Origin of the sequence: Sulfitobacter sp. LC.270.F.C4, from assembly GCF_032922545.1 — a bacterium.
GTDB classification, from domain to species: Bacteria; Pseudomonadota; Alphaproteobacteria; order Rhodobacterales; family Rhodobacteraceae; genus Sulfitobacter; species Sulfitobacter profundi.
The window spans coordinates 2852979-2872325 of record NZ_CP136692.1 but is presented as its reverse complement, the minus strand read 5'-3'; the positions used below and the strand labels follow the sequence as shown (position 1 = coordinate 2872325).

Sequence of the window (19347 nt, the reverse complement as noted above, 5' to 3'; positions counted from 1 at the left end):
CATGGTGGCGCATGGGGGCGGGCTGCGGTAAGGCTGACGCGACATTCTAGGAGAGGCGCAATGGCCAACGATCTTTTCAACAGCTTCATGACCGGCCCCGACGAACAGGGCCGTTTCGGCGATTTCGGCGGGCGCTTTGTCTCGGAAACGCTGATGCCGCTCATTCTTGAGCTAGAAGAGCAATATGAGAAGGCCAAGACCGACGACAGTTTCTGGGCCGAGATGCATGATCTGTGGACCCACTACGTCGGTCGCCCCAGCCCGCTTTATCACGCCGAACGGCTGACCGAGCATCTGGGCGGCGCCAAGGTCTATATGAAACGCGACGAGCTGAACCACACCGGCGCGCATAAGATCAACAACGTGCTGGGCCAGATTATTCTGGCGCGCCGCATGGGCAAGAAACGCATCATCGCGGAAACCGGGGCGGGCCAGCACGGCGTGGCAACGGCGACGGTCTGTGCCAAGTTCGGGCTGAAATGCGTGGTCTATATGGGCGCGCATGATGTTGAGCGTCAGGCGCCCAACGTTTTCCGCATGCGCCTGCTGGGCGCCGAAGTGGTGCCGGTGACTTCGGGCCGTGGCACGCTGAAGGATGCGATGAACGACGCGCTGCGCGACTGGGTGACCAATGTGCGCGACACCTTCTATTGCATCGGCACCGTGGCCGGGCCGCACCCCTATCCGGCGATGGTCCGCGATTTCCAAAGCATCATCGGCAAGGAAGTCCGCGAGCAGATGCAGGAGGCCGAGGGCCGTCTGCCCGACACGCTGATCGCCGCTATTGGCGGCGGGTCGAACGCGATGGGCCTGTTCTACCCGTTCCTTGACGACAAATCGGTGAACATCATCGGCGTCGAAGCAGGTGGTAAGGGTGTGAATGAGAAGATGGAGCATTGCGCCTCATTGACCGGGGGCCGCCCCGGCGTGCTGCACGGCAACCGCACCTATCTGTTGCAGGACGACGATGGGCAGATCCTCGAAGGCTTCTCAATCTCGGCGGGTCTCGACTATCCCGGCATCGGGCCAGAGCATTCGTGGCTGCACGACATTGGCCGCGCGAAATACGTCTCGATCACCGACCGTGAGGCGCTGGAAGCGTTCCAGCTGTGCTGTTCCCTCGAAGGCATCATTCCGGCGCTGGAGCCCAGCCATGCGCTGGCGCATGTGATGAAGATCGCGCCGGAACTGCCGAAAGATCACCTGCTGGTGATGAACATGTGTGGCCGTGGCGACAAAGATATCTTCACCGTCGCCCGGGCATTGGACTTCGACATGGGTGAATTCGCCTAAATCCGCTTCCGAATCTGATTAGAATTTGACGGGCCCGTGTGAAAACGCGGGCCCGTTTTTTTGGGCCGAAGCCAATCGCGCGATTTTCGCATAAACTTTGCGCCGGGGGCGAAGTTCTTTGCCAAAAAAAAGCGAAAAAACTTTCACATTGAGAAAAGACCCGCTAGCCTCCGCCTACAGCCCGCGCGCCTGCCCGCGAAACTCTGTTTCGCCCTTGCAGGCTTGACGCTAAGGCATCTTCCCTTCGTTTTTCGCTCTGCCATGGCTCCGTAAACCAAAGTTTATGACGCTCTTACAGGGGTTTAGATCGGCCGATTTAAACCCGGGGCAGATAGCCAATACCCCCTCGAATGCCCTTTTCCATGTCATCCCAACGACGCCGCGTCACTGATGATCGGCTCGCAACCCACCCCGGGACTGAAAAGGAACACGATATGAAAAACGCATTCGCAACCGCCGCACTGATCCTTGCCACAGCAGGCACAGCCGCCTTCGCACAGGGCATGGAAGGCCAGCGCATCGGCTACAACGACGAGACCGACAATGGCGTTTCCTACTCCAGCCGCAGCGAAGCTGTGGATGAGGCCAAACTGGAAAACTTCAAAGACGGTATCCTGCGCGCCGAAGACCTGTCCGATGTGACCATCACCGTCTTCCCGACCGCGCAGAGCGACGCTTCGGTCAACCGCTTCCCGCGCTAAACACCGCGCGACCCCAACTTTCCCCCGAAAGGCTAAGACTATGAAAAAGACACTCGCAACAACCGCCCTGATCCTCGCCACAGCAAGCACCGCTGCTTTCGCTCAAGGCATGGAAGGCCAGCGCATCGGCTACAACGACAAGACCGACAATGGCGTTTCCTACTCCAGCCGCAGCGAAGCTGTGGATGAGACCAAACTGGAAAACTTCAAAGCCGGTAACCTGCGCGCCGAAGACCTGTCCGACGTGACCATCACCGTCTTCCCGACCGCGCAGAGCGACGCTTCGGTCAACCGTTTCCCGCGCTGATCACTGCGCGACCCCAACTTTCCCCCCAAAGGACACGACATGAAAAAGACACTCGCAACAACCGCCCTGATCCTTGCAACAGCAGGTTCCGCTGCTTTCGCCCAAGGCATGGAAGGCCAGCAAATCGGCTATAACGACAAAGCGGATGCAGGCGTTTCCTACTCCAGCCGCAATGACGCGGTCGACAACGTGAAACTGGACATCTTCAACAGCGGCAGCTTCCGCGCCGAAGACACATCCGACGTCACCGTCACCGTTTTCCCCGCCGCGCAAGACGCCGCGAAAGTGAACAGCTTCCCGCGCTAAATACGGGCTGATGCCATCTAAGGCATTGCGCTAAAAAAATCTTCCGGCCAGCGAAGCCTCCCTTATACTGGCCTCAAGACAATGCACTCGCCCTTCGGGGCGGGTGCCAAATCACTAAGGGTTGATCATGGCGCATGGCCGCCATCCCTTGCACTTCGGTGTGCCGCGGTTAGATACGGCGGATACCAAGGCAAGGCTTCACCATGAATAATAAGAAAAAGATCGCACTGTGGGTTATCGCCGCTCTACAGTTTAACGCCACTGTCTATTTCGTGCTCGTTTTTGCACTGGAGGGTCGGGGCGTAACGCTTTTTGGCACCCCTCTGGCTGACATTGGGCCGAACAAAGGGATCCAGGTTTTGGGTCTGATCCTTGGGGTCGTTCTGGGCTGGATGGCCCTGCGAATGAGCCTCCAGCGCGCCGAGCGGGCAGAGACGGCGCTGCGTCATTGTACGGTGGAATTCGCTGATGTGCTCGAAGAACACTTTCGCGAATGGCACCTCACCCCGGCAGAGCGGGACGTGGCTATTTTCCTGACTAAGGGTTTGAATACACGCGACATTGCTGAGATGCGTGGCACCTCTGAAGGGACCGTGAAGGCGCAGACCAATGCGATTTATCGCAAGGCCGGTGTCACCGGGCGGACCCAGCTTTTGAGCACATTTATCGAAGACCTGATGGACGACGCGCTGATGCCGCGACCGAAGTCCAAGCTACAACTCTGCCACGCGGCCTAAGGGCGGCGTGGCGCCTTAGCGCGTTAGTTCCAGAATATCGAAATCGCTCTCAATAGCCGGTGACGGAAACAACAGCCGCGCCCGCGTGGGGCTGACCCGCTGAAAGACCGCCACGTCGCTTTGCACCTTGCCGCCAGAGGTGAAATCTTCGGGCAGGTCGGCATAATCGGGAGGTGTTTCGCCCCGGACATAGCCCACCCCAGCATAGATCGCACGGCCCGCGCGCAGGGTGATCTCCCCCCGCGTCAGTTGCGAGCCGGTAAGCTTTTCAAAGGTGAACCCGCGATCACTGGCGGTGAAGCGGCATTTGAACGGGGAATAGGCCACCAGCGGGCTGATCCCGCCAAGCTTGATCGTGCGGCAGGACCATTCCCCCTGCAAATCGGCGGAAAAGGCGACCTGTGGTTGCCCGGAGAGCGCGCGCGTCAGGGCCGCCACGTCCCCCGCTTCGCCCCCCGCCAAGCCCTGCATCATGGCATCGCCAAAGGCAGCGTCAAAGTTGTCCAGCCGGGCGCTATCGGCGGGGCGGAGCGTGGTTTCCGCCCATGCGGAGACAGGCAACAGCAGCAGAAGGGGCAGGAGGCGCAGGCGCATGATTATCCCTCGCTTTCGTCGATGGCATGGTCGCGCAGCACGTCCAGCGGCACAATATCGAGCGCGCGCAGATGCGTGGCGGCCAAGTGCACCCGCGGCGCGCAGCCCTCATCCGCGGCCTGCAAGAAACGCGCGGCACAAAGGCACCAAGGATCGCCCGGCTTGAGCCCGACAAAGCCGAATTCGGGGCGCGGGGTGCTTAGATCATTGCCGACATATTTCGAATAGGCCAGAAACTCTGCCGTCATCACCGCGCAGACCGTATGACTGCCCTGATCCTGCGCGCAGGTGTTGCAATGCCCGTCGCGAAAGAAGCCCGTCACCGGGTCGGTCCCGCAGATCACGAGGGGCTGGTTCAGGACGTTGATGCTGCTGTCGGGTGTCATATCTTCCCTTTCTGCCTTAGGTCCCGCCAGAGACGGAGGTCGCGATCGCGCGGAAAATCTCAATATTCTGCTCCGCCACCCCGGCCTCACGGAATTTACGGTCGGCGGCGTTGGTGGCGATGACGACATCGCGGGCGGTGTCGACATAGATGTACTGCCCATAGATGCCGCGCGCCATATATTCCCCCTCTGCCGCGCCCACGGGGATCCACCATTGGTAGCCGTAACCGATCTGCCCCTCCGCAGTGGGGGCGGTGGGGTTGGTTGATGCTGTCACCCAGTCTGCGGGCACGACCTGCTTGCCGTTCCATTGGCCACCTTGGGCAAACATCTGGCCAAAGCGGGCATAGTCGCGTGTGGTCATGTTCAGCCCGCCCAGCACGAAGGCAGTGCCTGAACCATCAACGATGTAATAGGGCGCATGTTCCAGACCCAAGGGCGCGATGACCTTTTCGCTCAGCAACTCCGGCACGCTGCGTCCGGTGGCGCCGCGCACCACCATGCCGATGACATGGGTGTCGATCGAGACATACTGCCACTGGCTGCCCGGCTGGGTGAAAGTCTCGGTCAATTCGGCAGTGAAGTCATCCAGCCTGCCGCCCAAGGCGACGACCCGGCCCATGCGGTTGATGTCTGAATCGTAGTCGAGATAGTCCTCGTCGAAGGTGACGCCGCTGGCCATATGCAGCACGTTGCGTAAGCTTGCCCCGTCATAGGCGCTACCTCTGAGATTGGGCGCGTATTTCGTGACCGGATCGTCGAGGGATGCGATCTGCCCTTCCTCCAGCAGGATGCCCACCAGAGCCGAGAGATAGCTTTTCGCCACCGACCAGCTGATCCGGCGGTCTTCGGGGCCGGTGCCTTTGAAATAGTTCTCATAGACGATGGCACCGTCTTTCAGCACCACCAGCGCGGTCACATCGCGCGCCGCGATCCAGTCGTCGACGGCATCGGGCAGTTCGGTCTCAGGGCCGTAGGCAAGTTCGCTGGTCAGCCCGTCCCCGCGCGAAATCGAGGCAGAAAGAAACGCGCCGTCCATATGGCTGAAGTTCTGCACGATCTTCTCTTCGGAGAAGAGAGAGTTCACCGCCAGAAGCCGCTCAATCTCTTCGCGCTTCCAAAGTCCGATGACCACTGCCGCGACCAAAAGCGCGAGAAAGACCCGGCCAAGCCATTTTCCGAATGTATGCATGATGTCCCCCTGTTCAGTTTCAGTGAACCACGGCGCAGGGGCGGGGGCCAGCCCGACATTGCGTCAGTCAGGCTGGGCGTCAGGCTGAACGTCAGACTGGGGCGCTCAGCGAAAGCGGTGCATCAGCTTTTGCAGCGGCGATTGGGCCTCTGCCTCCGGCTCGGGCTTGCTGGGGACGGGCTTGCTGGGGGCGGGCTTTGGCTGTGCTTCGGCGGGTTTCTTTGGCCCCTTGCTGCCGGTGCCCGACCGTGGTGGGGCCACGCGCAGCGCCACGGCATTCATAAAGCGCCCGGTGTCGCCTCGCGCCAGATCGGCGGCCCCGTCCGAGACGCCGCGCAGCACATCGTCCAGCCAGCCTTCGTCCGCTTTGGGGAAGTCGCGCAGCACATAGCCCGCGACCGCGTCCTTGTGGCCGGGGTGGCCGATGCCCATGCGCACGCGGTCATATTCTGCCCCGATATGCGCGTGGATCGAGCGCAGGCCGTTGTGGCCCGCATGGCCGCCGCCGGTCTTGCATTTCACGCGGCCCGGGGCGAGGTCGAGTTCATCATGAAAGACGATCACATCCACGGGGTCGATCTTGTAAAACTTCATCGCCGCCTGCACCGATTGGCCAGAGTTGTTCATGAAGGTTTCGGGCTTAAGCAGCACCGCCCGGTCGGAGCCGAAACGCCCTTCGCTGACACTGCCCTGAAACTTGCCCTTCCACGGGGCAAAGCCGTGATCGTCGGCAATGCGGTCCAGCGCCATGAAGCCGATGTTGTGGCGATTTCGGGCGTATTTCGCACCCGGATTGCCGAGGCCGACGATCAGTTTCATGGGCGGGGTCTCCTGTGGTTTTGCGGCAGTTTAACAAGCGGGGCAGGGGGATGGAATGGCCTGCTGTGTGCCGGGCTTTTTCGAAAATTCCGCAGTGATTTCTTTTAAAGAAATCACCCCCTAAACGCAAAACGGGGCCGCGTGATGCGACCCCGTTCCAGCATTGCCTTGCGGCTGATGCTTATTCTTCACCGTCGGGCGGACCCATTTCGGTTGTCGGTACTTCGTCCGCTGCAGTCTCGTCTTCGTCGTCATCCGACGCGGCAAGGCCAGCAGGAGCCGAAATCGTGGCCACAACAAAGTCGCGGTCGATTGTGGGCTTGGCACCTTCGGGCAGGTCAACGCGGCTGATGGTTGCGCTGTCGCCGATTTCGAGGCCGGTGATGTCCACGGTTACGAACTCAGGGATGTCCGCAGCAGTCACGACCAGTTCAACTTCCGGACGAACCAGAGTGAGCACGCCACCCTTTTTCAGGCCGGGGCATTCTTCTTCGCCTTTAACTTCGACGTTGATGAACAGGTTGATCTTGGTGGTCCGCTTCAGGCGCATCAGGTCGATGTGCGTGGGCAGGTCTTTGACAACATGGCGCTGAACGTCGCGGCAGATCACACGAACGTCGTCGTGGCCTTCAACCTTGAGGTTGAACAAGGTCGCTTTGAAGCGGCCCTGACGCAGACGGGTCAGCAGCTTGTTGAACGGGATATTGATCGGCAGCGGCTCGTTGTCACCACCAAATACGATACCAGGAACCATGCCGTCACGACGTGCTTGACGAGCGGCGCCCTTGCCTGTCCCCGTACGTACCTGGGCTTCAAGATCAGGAATCTCTCCGGCCATTTTAGTCTCCAATTGATTAGGGCGGGAATCCTCCAAGGCTGTATTCCCGCGTGAAGCCGCGCGTATAGACCGGTTTTGCCCGGCTGGAAAGGGCAAAAGGGCAGCGGGGGCGCTATTCCTGCGGGGTCTGCAGGTAGCCACCCTCTGCCATGAGGCGGTCATAGAGAGCGAACTCCTTGGCGCGCGCGGTGCGGAGCCGAGATTCGACCTCGCCTGACAGGGGTGCGGGCAGATCGGGGGAGACGTTCTTGGGCTTCAGCTTGACCTCGCGCCCCAGCCTGTCGGCCAGAAAATCGCGAAAGGCCGGCTGGCGTTCATAGGCAAAGAGGTGCTGCACCAAAAGGTCATCTTGGTTCGAGGTCAGAAAGTCAAACTGGCTGCCGATCTGCGCGCGCGGCGGTGGCGCGTCAGAGATCACTTCCAACGCGTACGCCTCGAAGGTCAGCCCCTTGGTGCTGAGCTTCTTGCCATCCAGCCGGGGCTGGCTGCGGTAGCGGTACCAGCTTCGGATCTGCTCTACGGGATCGCGCATCACGGCCAAGGGTTCGGGCGAGGCTGAAAAGGTCTCTTGCAAAAAGGGCAGCACGCGGCGCCGATAGCGCAGCGCGGTCAGATGCTTGCGGCTGCGCGAAAAGACGATCTCGGCCTCGGGTTTCAGCGCCATTTCAACGGCGGTGGTCCCGGTTTTCGGCGTGGCGAGAAAGGTGAGGTTGCGGTTGAGAAAGATCAGCATTTGCCCGGATCGCGCGGCCATTCCTGCCAGTCGCCGCCGAAATTACGCGGGATCAGCAGATTGTGCCGCCCGAGGTTGGCGATTTGGGTTTCCCCGCAAAGCGCCATGGTTAGGTCCAGCTCGCGGTGGATCACCTCAAGCGCCCGGGTCACGCCCGGTTGGCCCATCGCGCCCAGCCCATAGATAAAGGCGCGGCCGATGTAGGTGCCTTTGGCGCCCATCGCCATGGCTTTGAGCACGTCCTGACCCGACCGGATGCCGCCATCGAGGTGGACTTCGATCTGGTCGCCCACAGCGTCGAGGATTTCGGGCAACATGCGGATCGAACTCAGCGCCCCATCCAACTGTCGCCCGCCGTGGTTGGAGACGATGATCGCATCTGCCCCGACTTTGAGCGCCATCCGCGCGTCTTCGGCATCCAAGATGCCCTTGAGGATCACCTTGCCGCCCCATTGCTCTTTGATCTTGGCGATCTTGTCCCAATCAAGCGAGGGGTCGAACTGTTCTGCCGTCCATGCGCCAAGGTCGGCGTTGTCGGTCACCCCATGCACATGGCCGACGATATTGCCGAAATGCCGCCGCTTGGCGCCCAGCATCTCGCGGCCCCAGCCCCATTTGGTGGCAAGGTTGGCAAGGGTTTTCACCGTCAGTTTGGGCGGGGCGGAAAGTCCGTTTTTCAGGTCTTTATGCCGCTGACCAAGGATTTGCAGGTCGAGTGTAATCACCAGCGCGGAGCATTTGGCGTCCTTCGCTCGCTGGATCAGGCGGCTGACATAGTCCTGATCGCGCATGGTATAGAGTTGAAACCAAAAGGGTTTTGTCGTCGCCTCGGCCACATCTTCGATTGAGTTGATCGACATGGTCGACAGGGTGAAGGGCACGCCAAAGGCCTCTGCCGCGCGGGCGGCTTTGATCTCTCCGTCTGCGCATTGCATGCCGGTCAGCCCAACCGGAGCAAGTGCCACCGGCATGGCCACATCTTCGCCGATCATCTGGGTTGCGGTGCTGCGGCCCGACATATCCACCGCGACCCGTTGGCGGAGGCGAATTTGGTCAAAGTCGCTGCAATTTTCGCGAAATGTCTGTTCTGTCCAGCTGCCCGATTCCGCATAGTCGTAAAACATCTGCGGGACACGGCGTTTGTAGATGCGTTTGAGATCGTCGATGCTGGTGATGACGGGCATGGGCCACCTGTGCTGAATGGGTTAACTTTTGGTAGCAACTGGCGGGGGGCTTGGCAATTGGGAAGGCCGCAGCAATGAAAAAGCCCGCGCGGCCAGTGGGGCAGCGCGGGCTTTTGGTCATTGCTTGAGGCGAAGGGGTTTACGCTGAATGCGCGCCGTCGGCGAGGGTTTTGACGAAGGCCAAAACATCCTCGGGGCTGTCGCCATTGGCGATACGGTTCACGATGGCCGAACCGATCACCACGCCGTCTGCCACTTCGGCGATGGCGCGGGCTTTTTCTGGGGTGTTCACGCCAAAGCCCACGATCACGGGCAGGCCGCTGGCCTTTTGGATGCGCTTAACCTCGGGCGAAACATCCGCGGCATTCGCCTCAGCTGAGCCGGTGATGCCGGTGATTGAGACGTAGTAGACAAAGCCAGAGGTGTTTTGCACCACGCGCGGCAGGCGTTTGTCATCCGTGGTCGGCGTGGCAAGGCGGATGAAGTTCAGACCGGCATCCTGCGCAGGCAAGCACAGTTCGATGTCTTCTTCAGGTGGCAGGTCTACCACGATCAACCCGTCGATCCCGGCGTCTTTGGCTTCGGTTAGGAATTTCTCAACACCCATGGAATAGATCGGGTTGTAATAGCCCATCAGCACGATCGGGGTCGTGTCGTCATTCTCGCGGAAGGCGCGGACCATTTCCAGCGTGCGGTTCAGCGTCATACCCGCTTCGAGGGCGCGTTGACCGGCAAGCTGGATCGTGGGGCCGTCGGCCATTGGATCGGTGAAAGGCAGGCCAAGTTCGATGATATCCACCCCGGCGGCAGGCAGGCCGCGCACGATCTCAAGGGAGCGGTCGAAATCCGGGTCGCCGGCCATCACATAGGACACAAACGCCTTTTTGCCGCGGGCGCGGAGGTCTTCGAATTTGGCGTCGATACGGGTCATGTGGCTTGCCTCATTTGGTGCTTTCCTCGGCAATGCCGAATGTCGCGGTGAAAATCAATCCACCGTGGGGCAGGGGGCGGCAAAATTCCCCTATCAGGGGCGCGTGGCAGGCCGCGCCCTTCCATTTTGCGCAAAGCCGCCTATCTCATGGCGCATGAACTATGTACTCGCCCTTTTCCTGCCGCCGCTGTCGATCCTGTTGATCGGTCGGCCGATCCTGTCCATCGTGGTCTTCCTGATCTGGCTGCCCGCGATCATCTTTTCAGGTGGGCTGACACATCCGATGTTTATCCTGCTGGCTTGGATCTTGATCTATCAGGCGCATCAGGACCGCCGCGCGCGCTGAGCCTTGCGCTTTGCGCCCGCTACCCCTAACACACGCGCAGCTTTTATAGGGGTATCGTCATGGGTTTCAAAATGGGCATCGTCGGTCTGCCGAACGTCGGCAAATCGACCCTTTTCAACGCGCTGACCCGCACCGCAGCGGCACAGGCGGCGAATTTTCCGTTCTGCACCATTGAGCCCAATGTCGGCGAAGTCGCCGTGCCCGACGCGCGGCTCGACACGCTGGCCGAAATCGCCAAGTCGAAAAGCATCATCCCAACACGCATGACCTTTGTTGATATCGCTGGTCTGGTGAAGGGCGCGTCGAAAGGCGAAGGCTTGGGCAACCAGTTCCTCGCCAATATCCGCGAAGTTGACGCCATCGCCCATGTGCTGCGCTGCTTTGAAGACGGCGATGTGACCCATGTCGAAGGCCGCGTGGACCCGGTGGCGGACGCCGAAACCATCGACACCGAACTGATGCTGGCCGACATTGAAAGCATCGAGAAACGCTTGCAAAACATCGTGCGCAAAGTGCGCGGCGGGGACAAGGAAGCGGTGCAGCAGGAACGTCTGATGCGCATGGCGCTTGAGGCATTGGAAGCTGGCAACCCCGCGCGTGTAGTCGAGGTCGACGAAGACGACGCCAAAGCGTGGCGTATGCTGCAATTGCTGACCACAAAGCCGGTGCTCTACGTCTGTAACGTGGGCGAATCCGAGGCCGCCGAGGGCAACGCCCATTCCGCCAAAGTGGCCGAGATGGCCGCAGCGCAGGGCAATTCGCACGTGGTGATCTCTGCCCAGATCGAAGAGGAAATCAGCCAGCTTGAGGCCGAAGAGGCCGAGATGTTCCTCGAAGAAATGGGCTTGAAAGAAGCTGGCCTCGACCGTCTGATCCGCGCGGGCTATGAGCTTTTGCATCTTGAGACCTATTTCACCGTTGGTCCTAAGGAAGCACGGGCTTGGACAATCAAAACCGGCACCTCGGCGCCCAAAGCAGCGGGCGTTATCCATGGCGATTTCGAGAAAGGTTTCATTCGCGCCGAAACCATCGCCTATGATGATTTCGTAGGCCTCGGCGGGGAAGGCCCCGCGAAAGAGGCGGGCAAGATGCGCGCCGAAGGCAAAAGCTATATCGTCAAAGACGGTGACGTGCTGCACTTCCTGTTCAACACCTGATCGATTTCGCAGGGGTCTTTGACCCTGCCAACAAAAAAGCCCGACAGCTTGCGCTGCCGGGCTTTTTTTGTTGGCAGGTGACAGCTTATTTGCTGTCGTTGCCCGGGCCAAAGCCACCGTAGACATAGCCTTCACCGGGGCTGCGCAGGGCGTTGCGCGTGCTCATCACGGTGTCGCGGTTCTTATCGGCGTCGGCGGTGTTCAGCATGATGTCATTCGCTCTGGTCGAAGCGTTCGGGTTCCGCATGCGGTCATTGTTGCCATAGACATCGGCTGTCTCAGCAGTCACCGAGGTGTCGAGAAAAATGTCGTTGTAGCGGGTGGAGTTGTCGGCAACGGCAGCGGTGGAAATCAAAGCGGCGGCGGCGGTGGTCATAATCAGTTTCATAATGTGTTCCTTTGGTTTTCTCTTAAATCGCGTCATTGCGATGTCATCGTTTGTGGTGAAGTAACGGGTGTCCGGTCATGAAAGTTTCGCCCCTGCAGCGAGATTGGGTGCGATCTGGGGCATTTGAGCGGCGCAGGGATCGGTTTTCGCAGAGATATATGTTATATATCAATTGGTTATCGTGATTACCGCGGCGTTTTCACAAGTCATTCACGCTCCTGTGTTAGTTGCTACAGCCGCTCCCCATGCCCGGGAAACGGCCTCATACAAAGCAGCGCAACAGCCATCTTTCTGCAAAGCAGCACGACCAAGCGCGCTTCACGGCGGCTCGGCCTCGCACGCCAGCCAGATGAAAAGAAACCAACCTAGAAAAATGCAGAAATACCTGTGAATTTCGCCTTGTCACCCGGGCGCGACCTCTCTAAACGGGTCGACGGAGACGTGGCCGAGTGGTCGAAGGCGCTCCCCTGCTAAGGGAGTAGGCCCGGAAGGGTCTCGAGGGTTCGAATCCCTTCGTCTCCGCCACCCCGACCAAACCTGTGGCACTGCGCCCCGCGTGGGCCTTCATCCCCCCCCGATTTCACCCAGCGCACCCTCGCTTTGCGAATTCGTTACATTTGCGCGGCACGGTTTTGGCAGCCCTCCGCCTTATTCTCGGCAGATTTTTAGGCGAGCATTTTCACCATCCGGGGGGACCAAATCCTAGGCGGTTGCAGTGGCGCGATGCCCTGTCGCCATGCGAAAGGGAGGTTCCAGATGTTGGTTAACGTTAGAGACTGGTCTCGCATTCTGCACAATTGCATCTTTTCCGATGCCGACCAGTCGCTTTGTGCAAGGGCATGGCAATATCGAGAGGCGAGCCGTCTTTGGGCCCTCTGGGTCGTGGTTTTCACCCCCTCTCATTGCGAACGAAGTTTCCGTCACCATCGCAAAATACTGCGGCTCAAGGCGCGCAGGTCGCAAGGCAACCGCGGTTGGCGCGACAGCAATCGGCCCACTCTCTGACCTCGGAATTATTCTGCTGGGCAGTTGCATGCAGATGCATTCACGTTCACTTTGCCGGCAACGCCACAGGCGGCCGGTTTGACCGCGCCGCTGGCCTTACCCAAGCAAAGGACAGCTATGCTTCGTCACGATCCCATCTACCCGTCCCACCGATCCCCCGTGGTTGCCGACAATGTCGTGGCGACTTCTCAGCCTTTGGCGACACAGGCCGGTCTTTTGATGATGCAGCAGGGGGGCAATGCGGTGGATGCTGCAATCGCCACCGCCGCGGCGCTGACGGTGGTGGAGCCGACGGGCAATGGGCTGGGGTCTGACGCCTTCTGTATCCTGTGGGATGGCGAGAAACTGCACGGGCTCAACGCCTCGGGTCGGGCGCCTGCGGCATGGTCGCCCGAGCGGTTTCCGGATGGCATGGTCGAACATGGTTGGGACAGCGTGACCGTGCCGGGCGCGGTCAGTGCTTGGGTCGAGTTGATGGAGAAGTTCGGCAAGCTTGATCTGGCGACCGTGCTGGCCCCGGCGATCCGCTATGCCGAAGAGGGCTTCCTCGTTTCGCCCACCATCGCGACGCTTTGGGCGCGCGGGGCCGAGGTTTTGGGCAAGCAGCCGGGCTTTGCCGAGACATTTCTGCCCGAGGGCCGCGCCCCGCGCGCGGGCGAGCGGTTCCGCAACCCCGGCGCCGCACGCACCCTGCGTCTGATCGCCGAAACCAATGGCCGCGCCTTTTATGAAGGTGAGATCGCGCAAGAGATTGTGGCCCATGCCAAGGCCAATGGCGGCGCGATGACCATGGACGATCTGGCGGCCAACAAGCCCGAATGGTGCGGCACGATCAGCCAAAGCTTCGACGGTGTGGATCTGCATGAGATTCCGCCAAACGGGCAGGGGATCGCCGCGCTCATGGCGCTTGGCATTCTGGAGCATAGCGACATTCGCACCCACGGGGCCGACGACCTGATGGCGGCGCATTTGCAGATCGAAGCCTGCAAACTGGCGTATAGCGATCTGCATGCCTATGTGGCGGATCGGACCGCCATGACGCAGGTCGACGAAAAGGCGCTGCTTGATCCGGACTACCTCAAGTCGCGTGCGGCGCTGATCTCAACAGAGAAGGCGCAGGACTTTGGTGCGGGTGCGCCGAAACAAGGCGGTACTGTCTTGATGAGCACGGCGGATGCCTCGGGCATGATGGTCAGTTTCATCCAGTCGAACTACGCGGGCTTCGGCTCGGGCGTGGTGGTGCCGGGAACGGGCGTGTCGATGCAGAACCGTGGCTTTGGCTTCACCACCGAGCCGGGGCATCAGAATATCGTGGCGGGGGGCAAGCGGCCCTTCCATACGATCATCCCCGGTTTCGCGATGAAGGACGGCAAGCCTTTGATGGCTTATGGCATGATGGGGGGGCCAATTCAGGCCCAAGGCCATATGCAACTGCTGCTGCGCACACAGCTTTGGGGGCAGGACGTTCAGGTGGCCGCCGATGCGCCGCGCTGGCGGATCCTATCGGGGTTGGAGGTGGCCTGCGAACCGGCAATGGCGCCCGATCTTTTGCAAGGGCTGCGCGATCTGGGCCATGTCGTCCATGTCGAAGCGCCTGACAATGCTTTCGGTTTCGGCGGGGCGCAATTGGTGCAGCGCTTGCCCGAAGGCGGCTATTCCGCCGGGTCCGATCCGCGCAAAGACGGGCAGGCGGCGGGTTTCTGAGCCATAGGGCATCTGCCCACGTAGGATGGCATGGCTCGGTATCGGGCCATGCCATCCTACTTTAAGCGCTCAGCCCTGAGCGCGTTTCGCATCAACCGACCACGGCCCCGGACCGGCAGCTGCAAGGTAGAGGAAGCCAAGGCTGTAAAGCGCGGCCATCAGACCGCTGAGGATGAAGGCCGGCAGCCGCGAGACGCTAAAGATCAGTTCAGTCACGCCCGCGATGCCACCCAATGAAGCGATCGACACGCCGCTCATCTGGCTGGTCGGGAAGCCGAGAATTTCGCTTGTGCTATGTTGCAGGATCAACAGGCCCGACATGATGCGGAAAAGCGATAGTATCTGCGGCCGGTATGGGGAGAGGAAGGTCAAGATTTTCCCTTTCAGGGCTTCTTGTTGTGCTCACCGGGCCAGTATCAATCCCAGTCCACGCGACCCGCTTAGCCTCAAGCGCGGGGGAGGGGGATATGCCACGTATCTGTGATTTGGGCGCGCCCGAATTCGCGGGCGACGGAGGCAAATTTCAAGCGGAGGCAAATAATCGAAAAAAAATCGTCACAAAGGCCCAATTGCACTTGCGCACCCCGGACTGCCCGCGTTAAAGAGCCGCTGTCCGAGGGCGTTGCCCGAAAGACAGACATAGGCATTCCGGCGTAGCTCAGCGGTAGAGCAGTTGACTGTTAATCAATTGGTCGTAGGTTCGATCCCTACCGCCGGAGCCAATTTCCCCTAAGTGGTTGATTTTATTGGAAAGGCCCCGATCAGAGTCGGAGCCACCTGTGCACGTGCACAAACTGGTGCACAGATGCGTGCCCATACTGGTCCACACCCTCGATTCCTGGATGCCCTGAAACCGTTTCGGAGCTTCCGCTATGACCAGAGTCGCACATATCCCCTACCTTGAAAAACGCCCCTCCGGTTTCTTCTTTCGACGCCGCTTCCCCAAAGCCTACTTTGAGATAGAGAACCCAGGTCCAACTTCTGCACTCTGTCTGTCGTTGCGAACCGATGTCCTCTCCGAAGCGACATGTCTTGTCCGCGCGCTAACCGCGCTTACGGACCTGGCCGTCGCGCTGACGACGGAGAGACCAGTGGATCATTTGAGTTCTGAGCACGTAACGTTGCTGACTGAGCTGGCGCGCTTTCAGATTGCCGCCCACGAGGCTGTGCGTGCCTCGGCGAACCCGCGTTCGGAAGGGGCCGCAAATTTCGCAGCTAAAGCCGAACATACTACCCAAGAGATGTTACGTCGCGCCCTGGCCCTCGGGGACCGAACACCAGCTGTCGAACCTTTGCGTCAGGTTGCCCAACGTATGGGGGTGTCGCCGGATGAAACCAGCGCTGACTGGCGCAAACTGGCCTTTGAAGCCTTGCGAGTGATGTTGGACGTGTCCCGGGAGCGCGAACGGCGCGAAGTCGGAACCTACGAGGAGTCGACGCCGATCTTCCGTTCGGTCATGGCGAGCCATTCTGCCTCTCCAACTGCAGCCTTGCCAGCGCTCTCAGTGCAAACGGCAGCGTCTGCGCTTGTCGTTCCGGCTGTCAACGCTCCACCCCCACCACCCGCACCTCCTTCAGTGTCGAAGATCATGCCGTCCGTCACGGCACCGGTCGAGACCGACGTGGTCCCTGCATCGCAAGACAAAAGTGAGCCGCAGACACTCCTGCCAGCCACCCAAGGTACTGCGCTGAAACCACAAACGCCTTCCAGCCCCGAGGCGCCGCTCTCCAACGACGCGTCGCTGGATGATGAAACCGCATTCCGGGTCAAATTGCGCCCGCCACGTCTCAAAAACATCGACCTGCGAGACCTTTCGCCCGAAATGCAGGAGGTTCTGAAGAACAAGCCGCGCGGGATCAGCCTCCTCGAGGGTATTCAGCTTATGAAAGAACTCAAACTCGCAGGCTACGGTGACGATTTCTCATCTAAGCAGAGCGGAGAGGAAAAGGCAGGCAAAAGGTGGAAGTCCAACAGCGGCAGTAAAGCAAATGTTTGCGAAAAGTTCTGGGTGGAGTTTGTCGGCGATGTCCCATTTGAGAAAGTAGAAGAAGACGCCATTCGTGATGCCATGAAGATCCTGCCACAACTGCCTTACCAACACAGTAAAGGCACCGACAAATTCGTAGCCAAGAACGGCTTCAGGGCTCTTATCGATGAGCTCGACGCCGAAGAGGAACGCGCTGAAAAAGACGCCTTGAAGGCATTGGGCAATGACCCTGACGTGACCGAAGCAGACCGGGAAAAAGCGCGCCTGGACGCACGGATTCCGCGTCTTCGTGCGGAAACCCGCGCCAAGCATCGCGGTTACGTCAAATCAGTGGGGAAAATGCTCTACGACCTCCAGCTCATCGATCAGAATCCCTTCGAAATTTGCGGTGTGACCAACAAAAAGAAGGCTCAGTGGAAAAAGGACGAGGCCAAGCGCAAGCGGATCTGTTGGGACGACCGCATCTTTACTCTCTTCGGATCACCCGCGTTTCAGGGCCCCTTCGTGGATCCAGGCGATCCCTTCTATTGGGTTCCGCTGCTCGCCCGTCTTATGGGCCTGCGCGAAGAAGAGGCATGTCAGCTCGGTCCAGACGACTTTGGCACCGACGGGGGCATTGCTTATCTCGATGTGAAGGTCCTCGATGGCAATAACGTCAAGACCCTTGAGTCTCAGCGCCGACTACCGGTCCATCCAATTCTGATTGAGTTAGGGCTTCTTCGGCTCGTTGAACTTCGCCGACGGGCAAGTCAGCACCGCTTGTTCCCCAATCTGACACGCGGCAAGACCAAGGGGACATTCTCGGAGAACTTTACCAAGAATTGGGGTTATTATCGCAAGAAGCATGTGTGCTACTGGGAAGGGCTCGATCTTCACGCCATGCGGACGTCGTTCAACAGTGATCTGATGAACAGAGATAAGTCCGATGCAATCCGCTGTGTGCTTATGGGGCATGATCCGGTCGATGAAGGAGCAAGATCTTACTCGCAGGGATTGAAGCTCGAAACACTCTATGAGCGGATCTGCGATGTTGAGCTTGATGTTTCTATGATCGCCCACCCTTTTGGCGATCCTAATAGCGCAGCACAGCGCGGCAAAGTCGTTGGCATCCGAAGCGTGGCTCCCTGAACATTCCATCATCCGGCTTGCGAGGCATGCAATTCTATTGCGTCAAGGCTATTGCACAATGGTGACTTACACTTCGGGTGCTTTGAAAAGAGAAAGCGCAGTTCGCAAGCCGGCCTCCTGCAGAATTGCACTACGAAAATGGCTTGCTGGTTCGATTGAGTTATTTGGAAAGACAGACAAACAAGGTTATTTGTCTGTCTTTCTATGCCTTTACGTAATTGATTGATACTGGTCCTGCGATGGCATGCACAGACAGGTTCGTCGTGAAACAGTTTAGCCTAAGAAGCTGAATCCTCTCAGATAAGCGTAGGATACATGTGTCCTGACCCAGGGGGTAAGACTGCTACATGGCCCGGCCTCTTCTTTGAGAAGACACAGCTTGCTCTGCTGCCAGTCGCGCGTCGATTACCTGCAACATATGCCGCAGGCAGCGAAGGCGGTCATACCACTGCATAATGTGCTCTCCTCTTTCTGTGAGAATAGGCATCAGGACGACGTCTCCCATATCGCCCGCCTCTGGGTCAATCGACCCGCGAAAGGCATTGTAATAACCTGCCGTCTCGCCTTCAGTTTCACGCTCAAGCAACGCAATGATTGGTGTCAGTGCCGAGGCGGCTTGGCGAAGATCAATATCCCCGCCCACGCTTGCTGCCCACGCTGCCAATCTAAGCCGACCATGGGCGCTTGCTGCAAGGTCCGCCGAGGTTATACGTTCCCCTGCAGCCTTGAGCTCAAAGAGGGCTTTCGCGCAAAGCGTCTCAAGAGGCATTTCGAGATAATGTTTATGCATGACCATTTTCTCCGGTCTTCGCGCAGCACCATGCTGCGCTTCAAGCTCCCCGGCACGGATCGCCGGGGATTGGGTCATGCGAGCTTTGTCAGCATTCTGCTGGTATCGATTGGTGCCCGATCAGGGCCAATTCTCTGCAGTAGACTTTCGAGCTGGACGGCCATTTGGTTGATAGCCTCCAGATCATGATCGTTCAGGCGTTCAGGCCGAAGCTCGTCTGCCTCTGCCTGTGCCAGGGTCAGCAGCTCCTGGAAGCGCTTGAACTCAGACCGCATAGGACGCGTCAGCTTTTGCGCCTGCGCAACATCACAAAACAGCTGAAGGCAATTTTGATGGGCGCGCGGTCCGCCCGCTGCCGCGACCGCGCCAAGCAGCGAATGTCCATTCTCATGGACGAACCTCTTTATCGCAGCGATAGGGTCCTCTTCCCCGCTGTATTCAGGGGTGTTGATCATTGGTAACATATGATGCTCCTTGCCGAGCTGTCGTTCGTGACAGCAGCTTCAAGCACCCAGATCGTCTCCTTTCATGAACGGGTGTTCTGTCTCTGCCCGACATCTCGGTAGCAGCGGAGTAATTTCCCGCCGGTCAGAGAACTCTTTATTTGTTGAAGCGTCCTATCGCCTTTTGACCGCGCTCTCGTCAGCAAGAGCGCGGTCAAAAGGCGATAGGACCAGTACATTCTCAGAATATCAAATTGTCGGTGGCATCGAGAGTAAATGCCTAATCATTGGCTGTTAAGTCTGACAGCAGAGGACTGCAGCGTGATTGTTTGGACGGCGGTGGGTTCGATCACTTCGATCAATAGGATCGTTTTTGG

Annotated in this window: 21 protein-coding genes and 2 tRNA genes; 11 read left to right on the top strand and 12 right to left on the bottom strand. The window is 59.2% G+C overall.

Annotated features, from left to right (window positions below):
• The first annotated feature begins 60 nt into the window (after window positions 1-60).
• From trpB to R1T45_RS17875, 5 genes are all read left to right on the top strand, one after another.
• The gene (gene trpB, locus R1T45_RS17895) at window positions 61-1293 is read left to right on the top strand and encodes a tryptophan synthase subunit beta (RefSeq protein WP_067625961.1); all 1233 of its coding nucleotides are present in this window, start codon (window positions 61-63) and stop codon (window positions 1291-1293) included.
• A 434-nt stretch (window positions 1294-1727) separates the two neighbouring features.
• Entirely contained in the window at window positions 1728-1994 is a 267-nt protein-coding gene (locus R1T45_RS17890; protein WP_317389788.1) for a tryptophan synthase subunit beta, read from the top strand.
• A gap of 40 nt (window positions 1995-2034) precedes the next feature.
• The gene (locus R1T45_RS17885) at window positions 2035-2301 is read left to right on the top strand and encodes a tryptophan synthase subunit beta (protein WP_317389787.1); all 267 of its coding nucleotides are present in this window, start codon (window positions 2035-2037) and stop codon (window positions 2299-2301) included.
• Window positions 2302-2340: 39 nt separating this feature from the next.
• Window positions 2341-2607, top strand: a complete 267-nt coding sequence (locus tag R1T45_RS17880) for a tryptophan synthase subunit beta (RefSeq protein WP_317389786.1) — start codon at window positions 2341-2343, stop codon at window positions 2605-2607.
• Window positions 2608-2810: 203 nt separating this feature from the next.
• Window positions 2811-3344 carry a helix-turn-helix transcriptional regulator gene (locus tag R1T45_RS17875; RefSeq protein ID WP_067625949.1) on the top strand — a complete coding sequence of 178 codons (534 nt, stop codon included), beginning with the start codon at window positions 2811-2813 and terminating at the stop codon, window positions 3342-3344.
• Between the two features lie 15 nt (window positions 3345-3359).
• On the opposite strand, the gene R1T45_RS17870 is transcribed toward R1T45_RS17875, so the two are convergent.
• The 8 genes from R1T45_RS17870 to trpA all read right to left on the bottom strand — a co-directional run bounded on the left by R1T45_RS17870 (window position 3360) and on the right by trpA (window position 10021).
• A complete protein-coding gene (locus R1T45_RS17870) occupies window positions 3360-3938 on the bottom strand; it encodes a DUF4893 domain-containing protein (RefSeq protein WP_120350507.1) in 579 nt (192 codons plus the stop codon).
• Window positions 3939-3940: 2 nt separating this feature from the next.
• Entirely contained in the window at window positions 3941-4324 is a 384-nt protein-coding gene (locus R1T45_RS17865) for a DUF2237 family protein (RefSeq protein ID WP_120350508.1), read from the bottom strand.
• Window positions 4325-4340: 16 nt separating this feature from the next.
• Window positions 4341-5516, bottom strand: coding sequence for a serine hydrolase (locus R1T45_RS17860; RefSeq protein ID WP_317389785.1), 1176 nt, complete (start codon window positions 5514-5516; stop codon window positions 4341-4343).
• A gap of 105 nt (window positions 5517-5621) precedes the next feature.
• Window positions 5622-6335: an aminoacyl-tRNA hydrolase gene (gene pth, locus R1T45_RS17855; RefSeq protein WP_317389784.1), complete on the bottom strand. Its 714-nt coding sequence runs from the start codon at window positions 6333-6335 to the stop codon at window positions 5622-5624.
• Window positions 6336-6516: 181 nt separating this feature from the next.
• Window positions 6517-7173 carry a 50S ribosomal protein L25/general stress protein Ctc gene (locus R1T45_RS17850; protein ID WP_317389783.1) on the bottom strand — a complete coding sequence of 219 codons (657 nt, stop codon included), beginning with the start codon at window positions 7171-7173 and terminating at the stop codon, window positions 6517-6519.
• A gap of 112 nt (window positions 7174-7285) precedes the next feature.
• A complete protein-coding gene (locus R1T45_RS17845) occupies window positions 7286-7927 on the bottom strand; it encodes a hypothetical protein (protein ID WP_240791681.1) in 642 nt (213 codons plus the stop codon).
• Window positions 7900-9090 (bottom strand): alpha-hydroxy acid oxidase, encoded by a 1191-nt coding sequence (locus R1T45_RS17840; protein WP_120350513.1) that lies wholly within the window; start codon window positions 9088-9090, stop codon window positions 7900-7902. The genes R1T45_RS17845 and R1T45_RS17840 overlap by 28 nt, the downstream gene beginning before the upstream one ends.
• Before the next feature lie 139 nt (window positions 9091-9229).
• Complete coding sequence (gene trpA, locus R1T45_RS17835; protein ID WP_317389782.1) at window positions 9230-10021, bottom strand: tryptophan synthase subunit alpha; 792 nt, start codon at window positions 10019-10021, stop codon at window positions 9230-9232.
• A 154-nt stretch (window positions 10022-10175) separates the two neighbouring features.
• Here trpA and R1T45_RS17830 point away from each other — a divergent pair, with 154 nt between their 5' ends.
• Together R1T45_RS17830 and ychF are read left to right on the top strand one after the other, a co-directional pair.
• Window positions 10176-10367, top strand: a complete 192-nt coding sequence (locus R1T45_RS17830) for a hypothetical protein (RefSeq protein ID WP_067261693.1) — start codon at window positions 10176-10178, stop codon at window positions 10365-10367.
• Between the two features lie 59 nt (window positions 10368-10426).
• Window positions 10427-11524 (top strand): redox-regulated ATPase YchF, encoded by a 1098-nt coding sequence (gene ychF, locus R1T45_RS17825; RefSeq protein ID WP_067623025.1) that lies wholly within the window; start codon window positions 10427-10429, stop codon window positions 11522-11524.
• 85 nt (window positions 11525-11609) lie between these two features.
• On the opposite strand, the gene R1T45_RS17820 is transcribed toward ychF, so the two are convergent.
• Window positions 11610-11912 carry a hypothetical protein gene (locus R1T45_RS17820; protein ID WP_317389781.1) on the bottom strand — a complete coding sequence of 101 codons (303 nt, stop codon included), beginning with the start codon at window positions 11910-11912 and terminating at the stop codon, window positions 11610-11612.
• 435 nt (window positions 11913-12347) lie between these two features.
• Here R1T45_RS17820 and R1T45_RS17815 point away from each other — a divergent pair.
• Together R1T45_RS17815 and R1T45_RS17810 are read left to right on the top strand one after the other, a co-directional pair.
• Window positions 12348-12437, top strand: a tRNA-Ser gene (locus R1T45_RS17815).
• A 597-nt stretch (window positions 12438-13034) separates the two neighbouring features.
• Complete coding sequence (locus R1T45_RS17810) at window positions 13035-14621, top strand: gamma-glutamyltransferase family protein (RefSeq protein ID WP_317389780.1); 1587 nt, start codon at window positions 13035-13037, stop codon at window positions 14619-14621.
• 69 nt (window positions 14622-14690) lie between these two features.
• Here the strand turns inward: R1T45_RS17810 and R1T45_RS17805 are convergent, their stop codons facing one another.
• Window positions 14691-14993 (bottom strand): DoxX family protein, encoded by a 303-nt coding sequence (locus R1T45_RS17805; RefSeq protein WP_206054348.1) that lies wholly within the window; start codon window positions 14991-14993, stop codon window positions 14691-14693.
• 275 nt (window positions 14994-15268) lie between these two features.
• On the opposite strand from R1T45_RS17805, the gene R1T45_RS17800 reads away from it, so the two are divergent.
• A tRNA-Asn gene (locus R1T45_RS17800) sits at window positions 15269-15343 on the top strand.
• Window positions 15344-15493: 150 nt separating this feature from the next.
• Window positions 15494-17737: a hypothetical protein gene (locus tag R1T45_RS17795; RefSeq protein WP_317389779.1), complete on the top strand. Its 2244-nt coding sequence runs from the start codon at window positions 15494-15496 to the stop codon at window positions 17735-17737.
• Between the two features lie 343 nt (window positions 17738-18080).
• On the opposite strand, the gene R1T45_RS17790 is transcribed toward R1T45_RS17795, so the two are convergent.
• Window positions 18081-18605 carry a hypothetical protein gene (locus R1T45_RS17790; protein ID WP_317389778.1) on the bottom strand — a complete coding sequence of 175 codons (525 nt, stop codon included), beginning with the start codon at window positions 18603-18605 and terminating at the stop codon, window positions 18081-18083.
• On the bottom strand, window positions 18602-18991 hold the full coding sequence (locus R1T45_RS17785) for a hypothetical protein (RefSeq protein ID WP_317389777.1): 390 nt from the start codon (window positions 18989-18991) through the stop codon (window positions 18602-18604). The genes R1T45_RS17790 and R1T45_RS17785 overlap by 4 nt, the downstream gene beginning before the upstream one ends.
• Between the last annotated feature and the right edge of the window lie 356 nt (window positions 18992-19347).

What these genes read in the sequence shown, in the direction of transcription:
- trpB (WP_067625961.1), top strand. Translation starts at nt 61, where the DNA reads ATGGCCAACGATCTTTTCAACAGCTTCATGACCGGCCCCGACGAACAG.
- R1T45_RS17890 (WP_317389788.1), top strand. Translation starts at nt 1,728, where the DNA reads ATGAAAAACGCATTCGCAACCGCCGCACTGATCCTTGCCACAGCAGGC.
- R1T45_RS17885 (WP_317389787.1), top strand. Translation starts at nt 2,035, where the DNA reads ATGAAAAAGACACTCGCAACAACCGCCCTGATCCTCGCCACAGCAAGC.
- R1T45_RS17880 (WP_317389786.1), top strand. Translation starts at nt 2,341, where the DNA reads ATGAAAAAGACACTCGCAACAACCGCCCTGATCCTTGCAACAGCAGGT.
- R1T45_RS17875 (WP_067625949.1), top strand. Translation starts at nt 2,811, where the DNA reads ATGAATAATAAGAAAAAGATCGCACTGTGGGTTATCGCCGCTCTACAG.
- R1T45_RS17870 (WP_120350507.1), bottom strand. Translation starts at nt 3,938, where the DNA reads ATGCGCCTGCGCCTCCTGCCCCTTCTGCTGCTGTTGCCTGTCTCCGCA.
- R1T45_RS17865 (WP_120350508.1), bottom strand. Translation starts at nt 4,324, where the DNA reads ATGACACCCGACAGCAGCATCAACGTCCTGAACCAGCCCCTCGTGATC.
- R1T45_RS17860 (WP_317389785.1), bottom strand. Translation starts at nt 5,516, where the DNA reads ATGCATACATTCGGAAAATGGCTTGGCCGGGTCTTTCTCGCGCTTTTG.
- pth (WP_317389784.1), bottom strand. Translation starts at nt 6,335, where the DNA reads ATGAAACTGATCGTCGGCCTCGGCAATCCGGGTGCGAAATACGCCCGA.
- R1T45_RS17850 (WP_317389783.1), bottom strand. Translation starts at nt 7,173, where the DNA reads ATGGCCGGAGAGATTCCTGATCTTGAAGCCCAGGTACGTACGGGGACA.
- R1T45_RS17845 (WP_240791681.1), bottom strand. Translation starts at nt 7,927, where the DNA reads ATGGCCGCGCGATCCGGGCAAATGCTGATCTTTCTCAACCGCAACCTC.
- R1T45_RS17840 (WP_120350513.1), bottom strand. Translation starts at nt 9,090, where the DNA reads ATGCCCGTCATCACCAGCATCGACGATCTCAAACGCATCTACAAACGC.
- trpA (WP_317389782.1), bottom strand. Translation starts at nt 10,021, where the DNA reads ATGACCCGTATCGACGCCAAATTCGAAGACCTCCGCGCCCGCGGCAAA.
- R1T45_RS17830 (WP_067261693.1), top strand. Translation starts at nt 10,176, where the DNA reads ATGAACTATGTACTCGCCCTTTTCCTGCCGCCGCTGTCGATCCTGTTG.
- ychF (WP_067623025.1), top strand. Translation starts at nt 10,427, where the DNA reads ATGGGTTTCAAAATGGGCATCGTCGGTCTGCCGAACGTCGGCAAATCG.
- R1T45_RS17820 (WP_317389781.1), bottom strand. Translation starts at nt 11,912, where the DNA reads ATGAAACTGATTATGACCACCGCCGCCGCCGCTTTGATTTCCACCGCT.
- R1T45_RS17810 (WP_317389780.1), top strand. Translation starts at nt 13,035, where the DNA reads ATGCTTCGTCACGATCCCATCTACCCGTCCCACCGATCCCCCGTGGTT.
- R1T45_RS17795 (WP_317389779.1), top strand. Translation starts at nt 15,494, where the DNA reads ATGACCAGAGTCGCACATATCCCCTACCTTGAAAAACGCCCCTCCGGT.
- R1T45_RS17790 (WP_317389778.1), bottom strand. Translation starts at nt 18,605, where the DNA reads ATGACCCAATCCCCGGCGATCCGTGCCGGGGAGCTTGAAGCGCAGCAT.
- R1T45_RS17785 (WP_317389777.1), bottom strand. Translation starts at nt 18,991, where the DNA reads ATGTTACCAATGATCAACACCCCTGAATACAGCGGGGAAGAGGACCCT.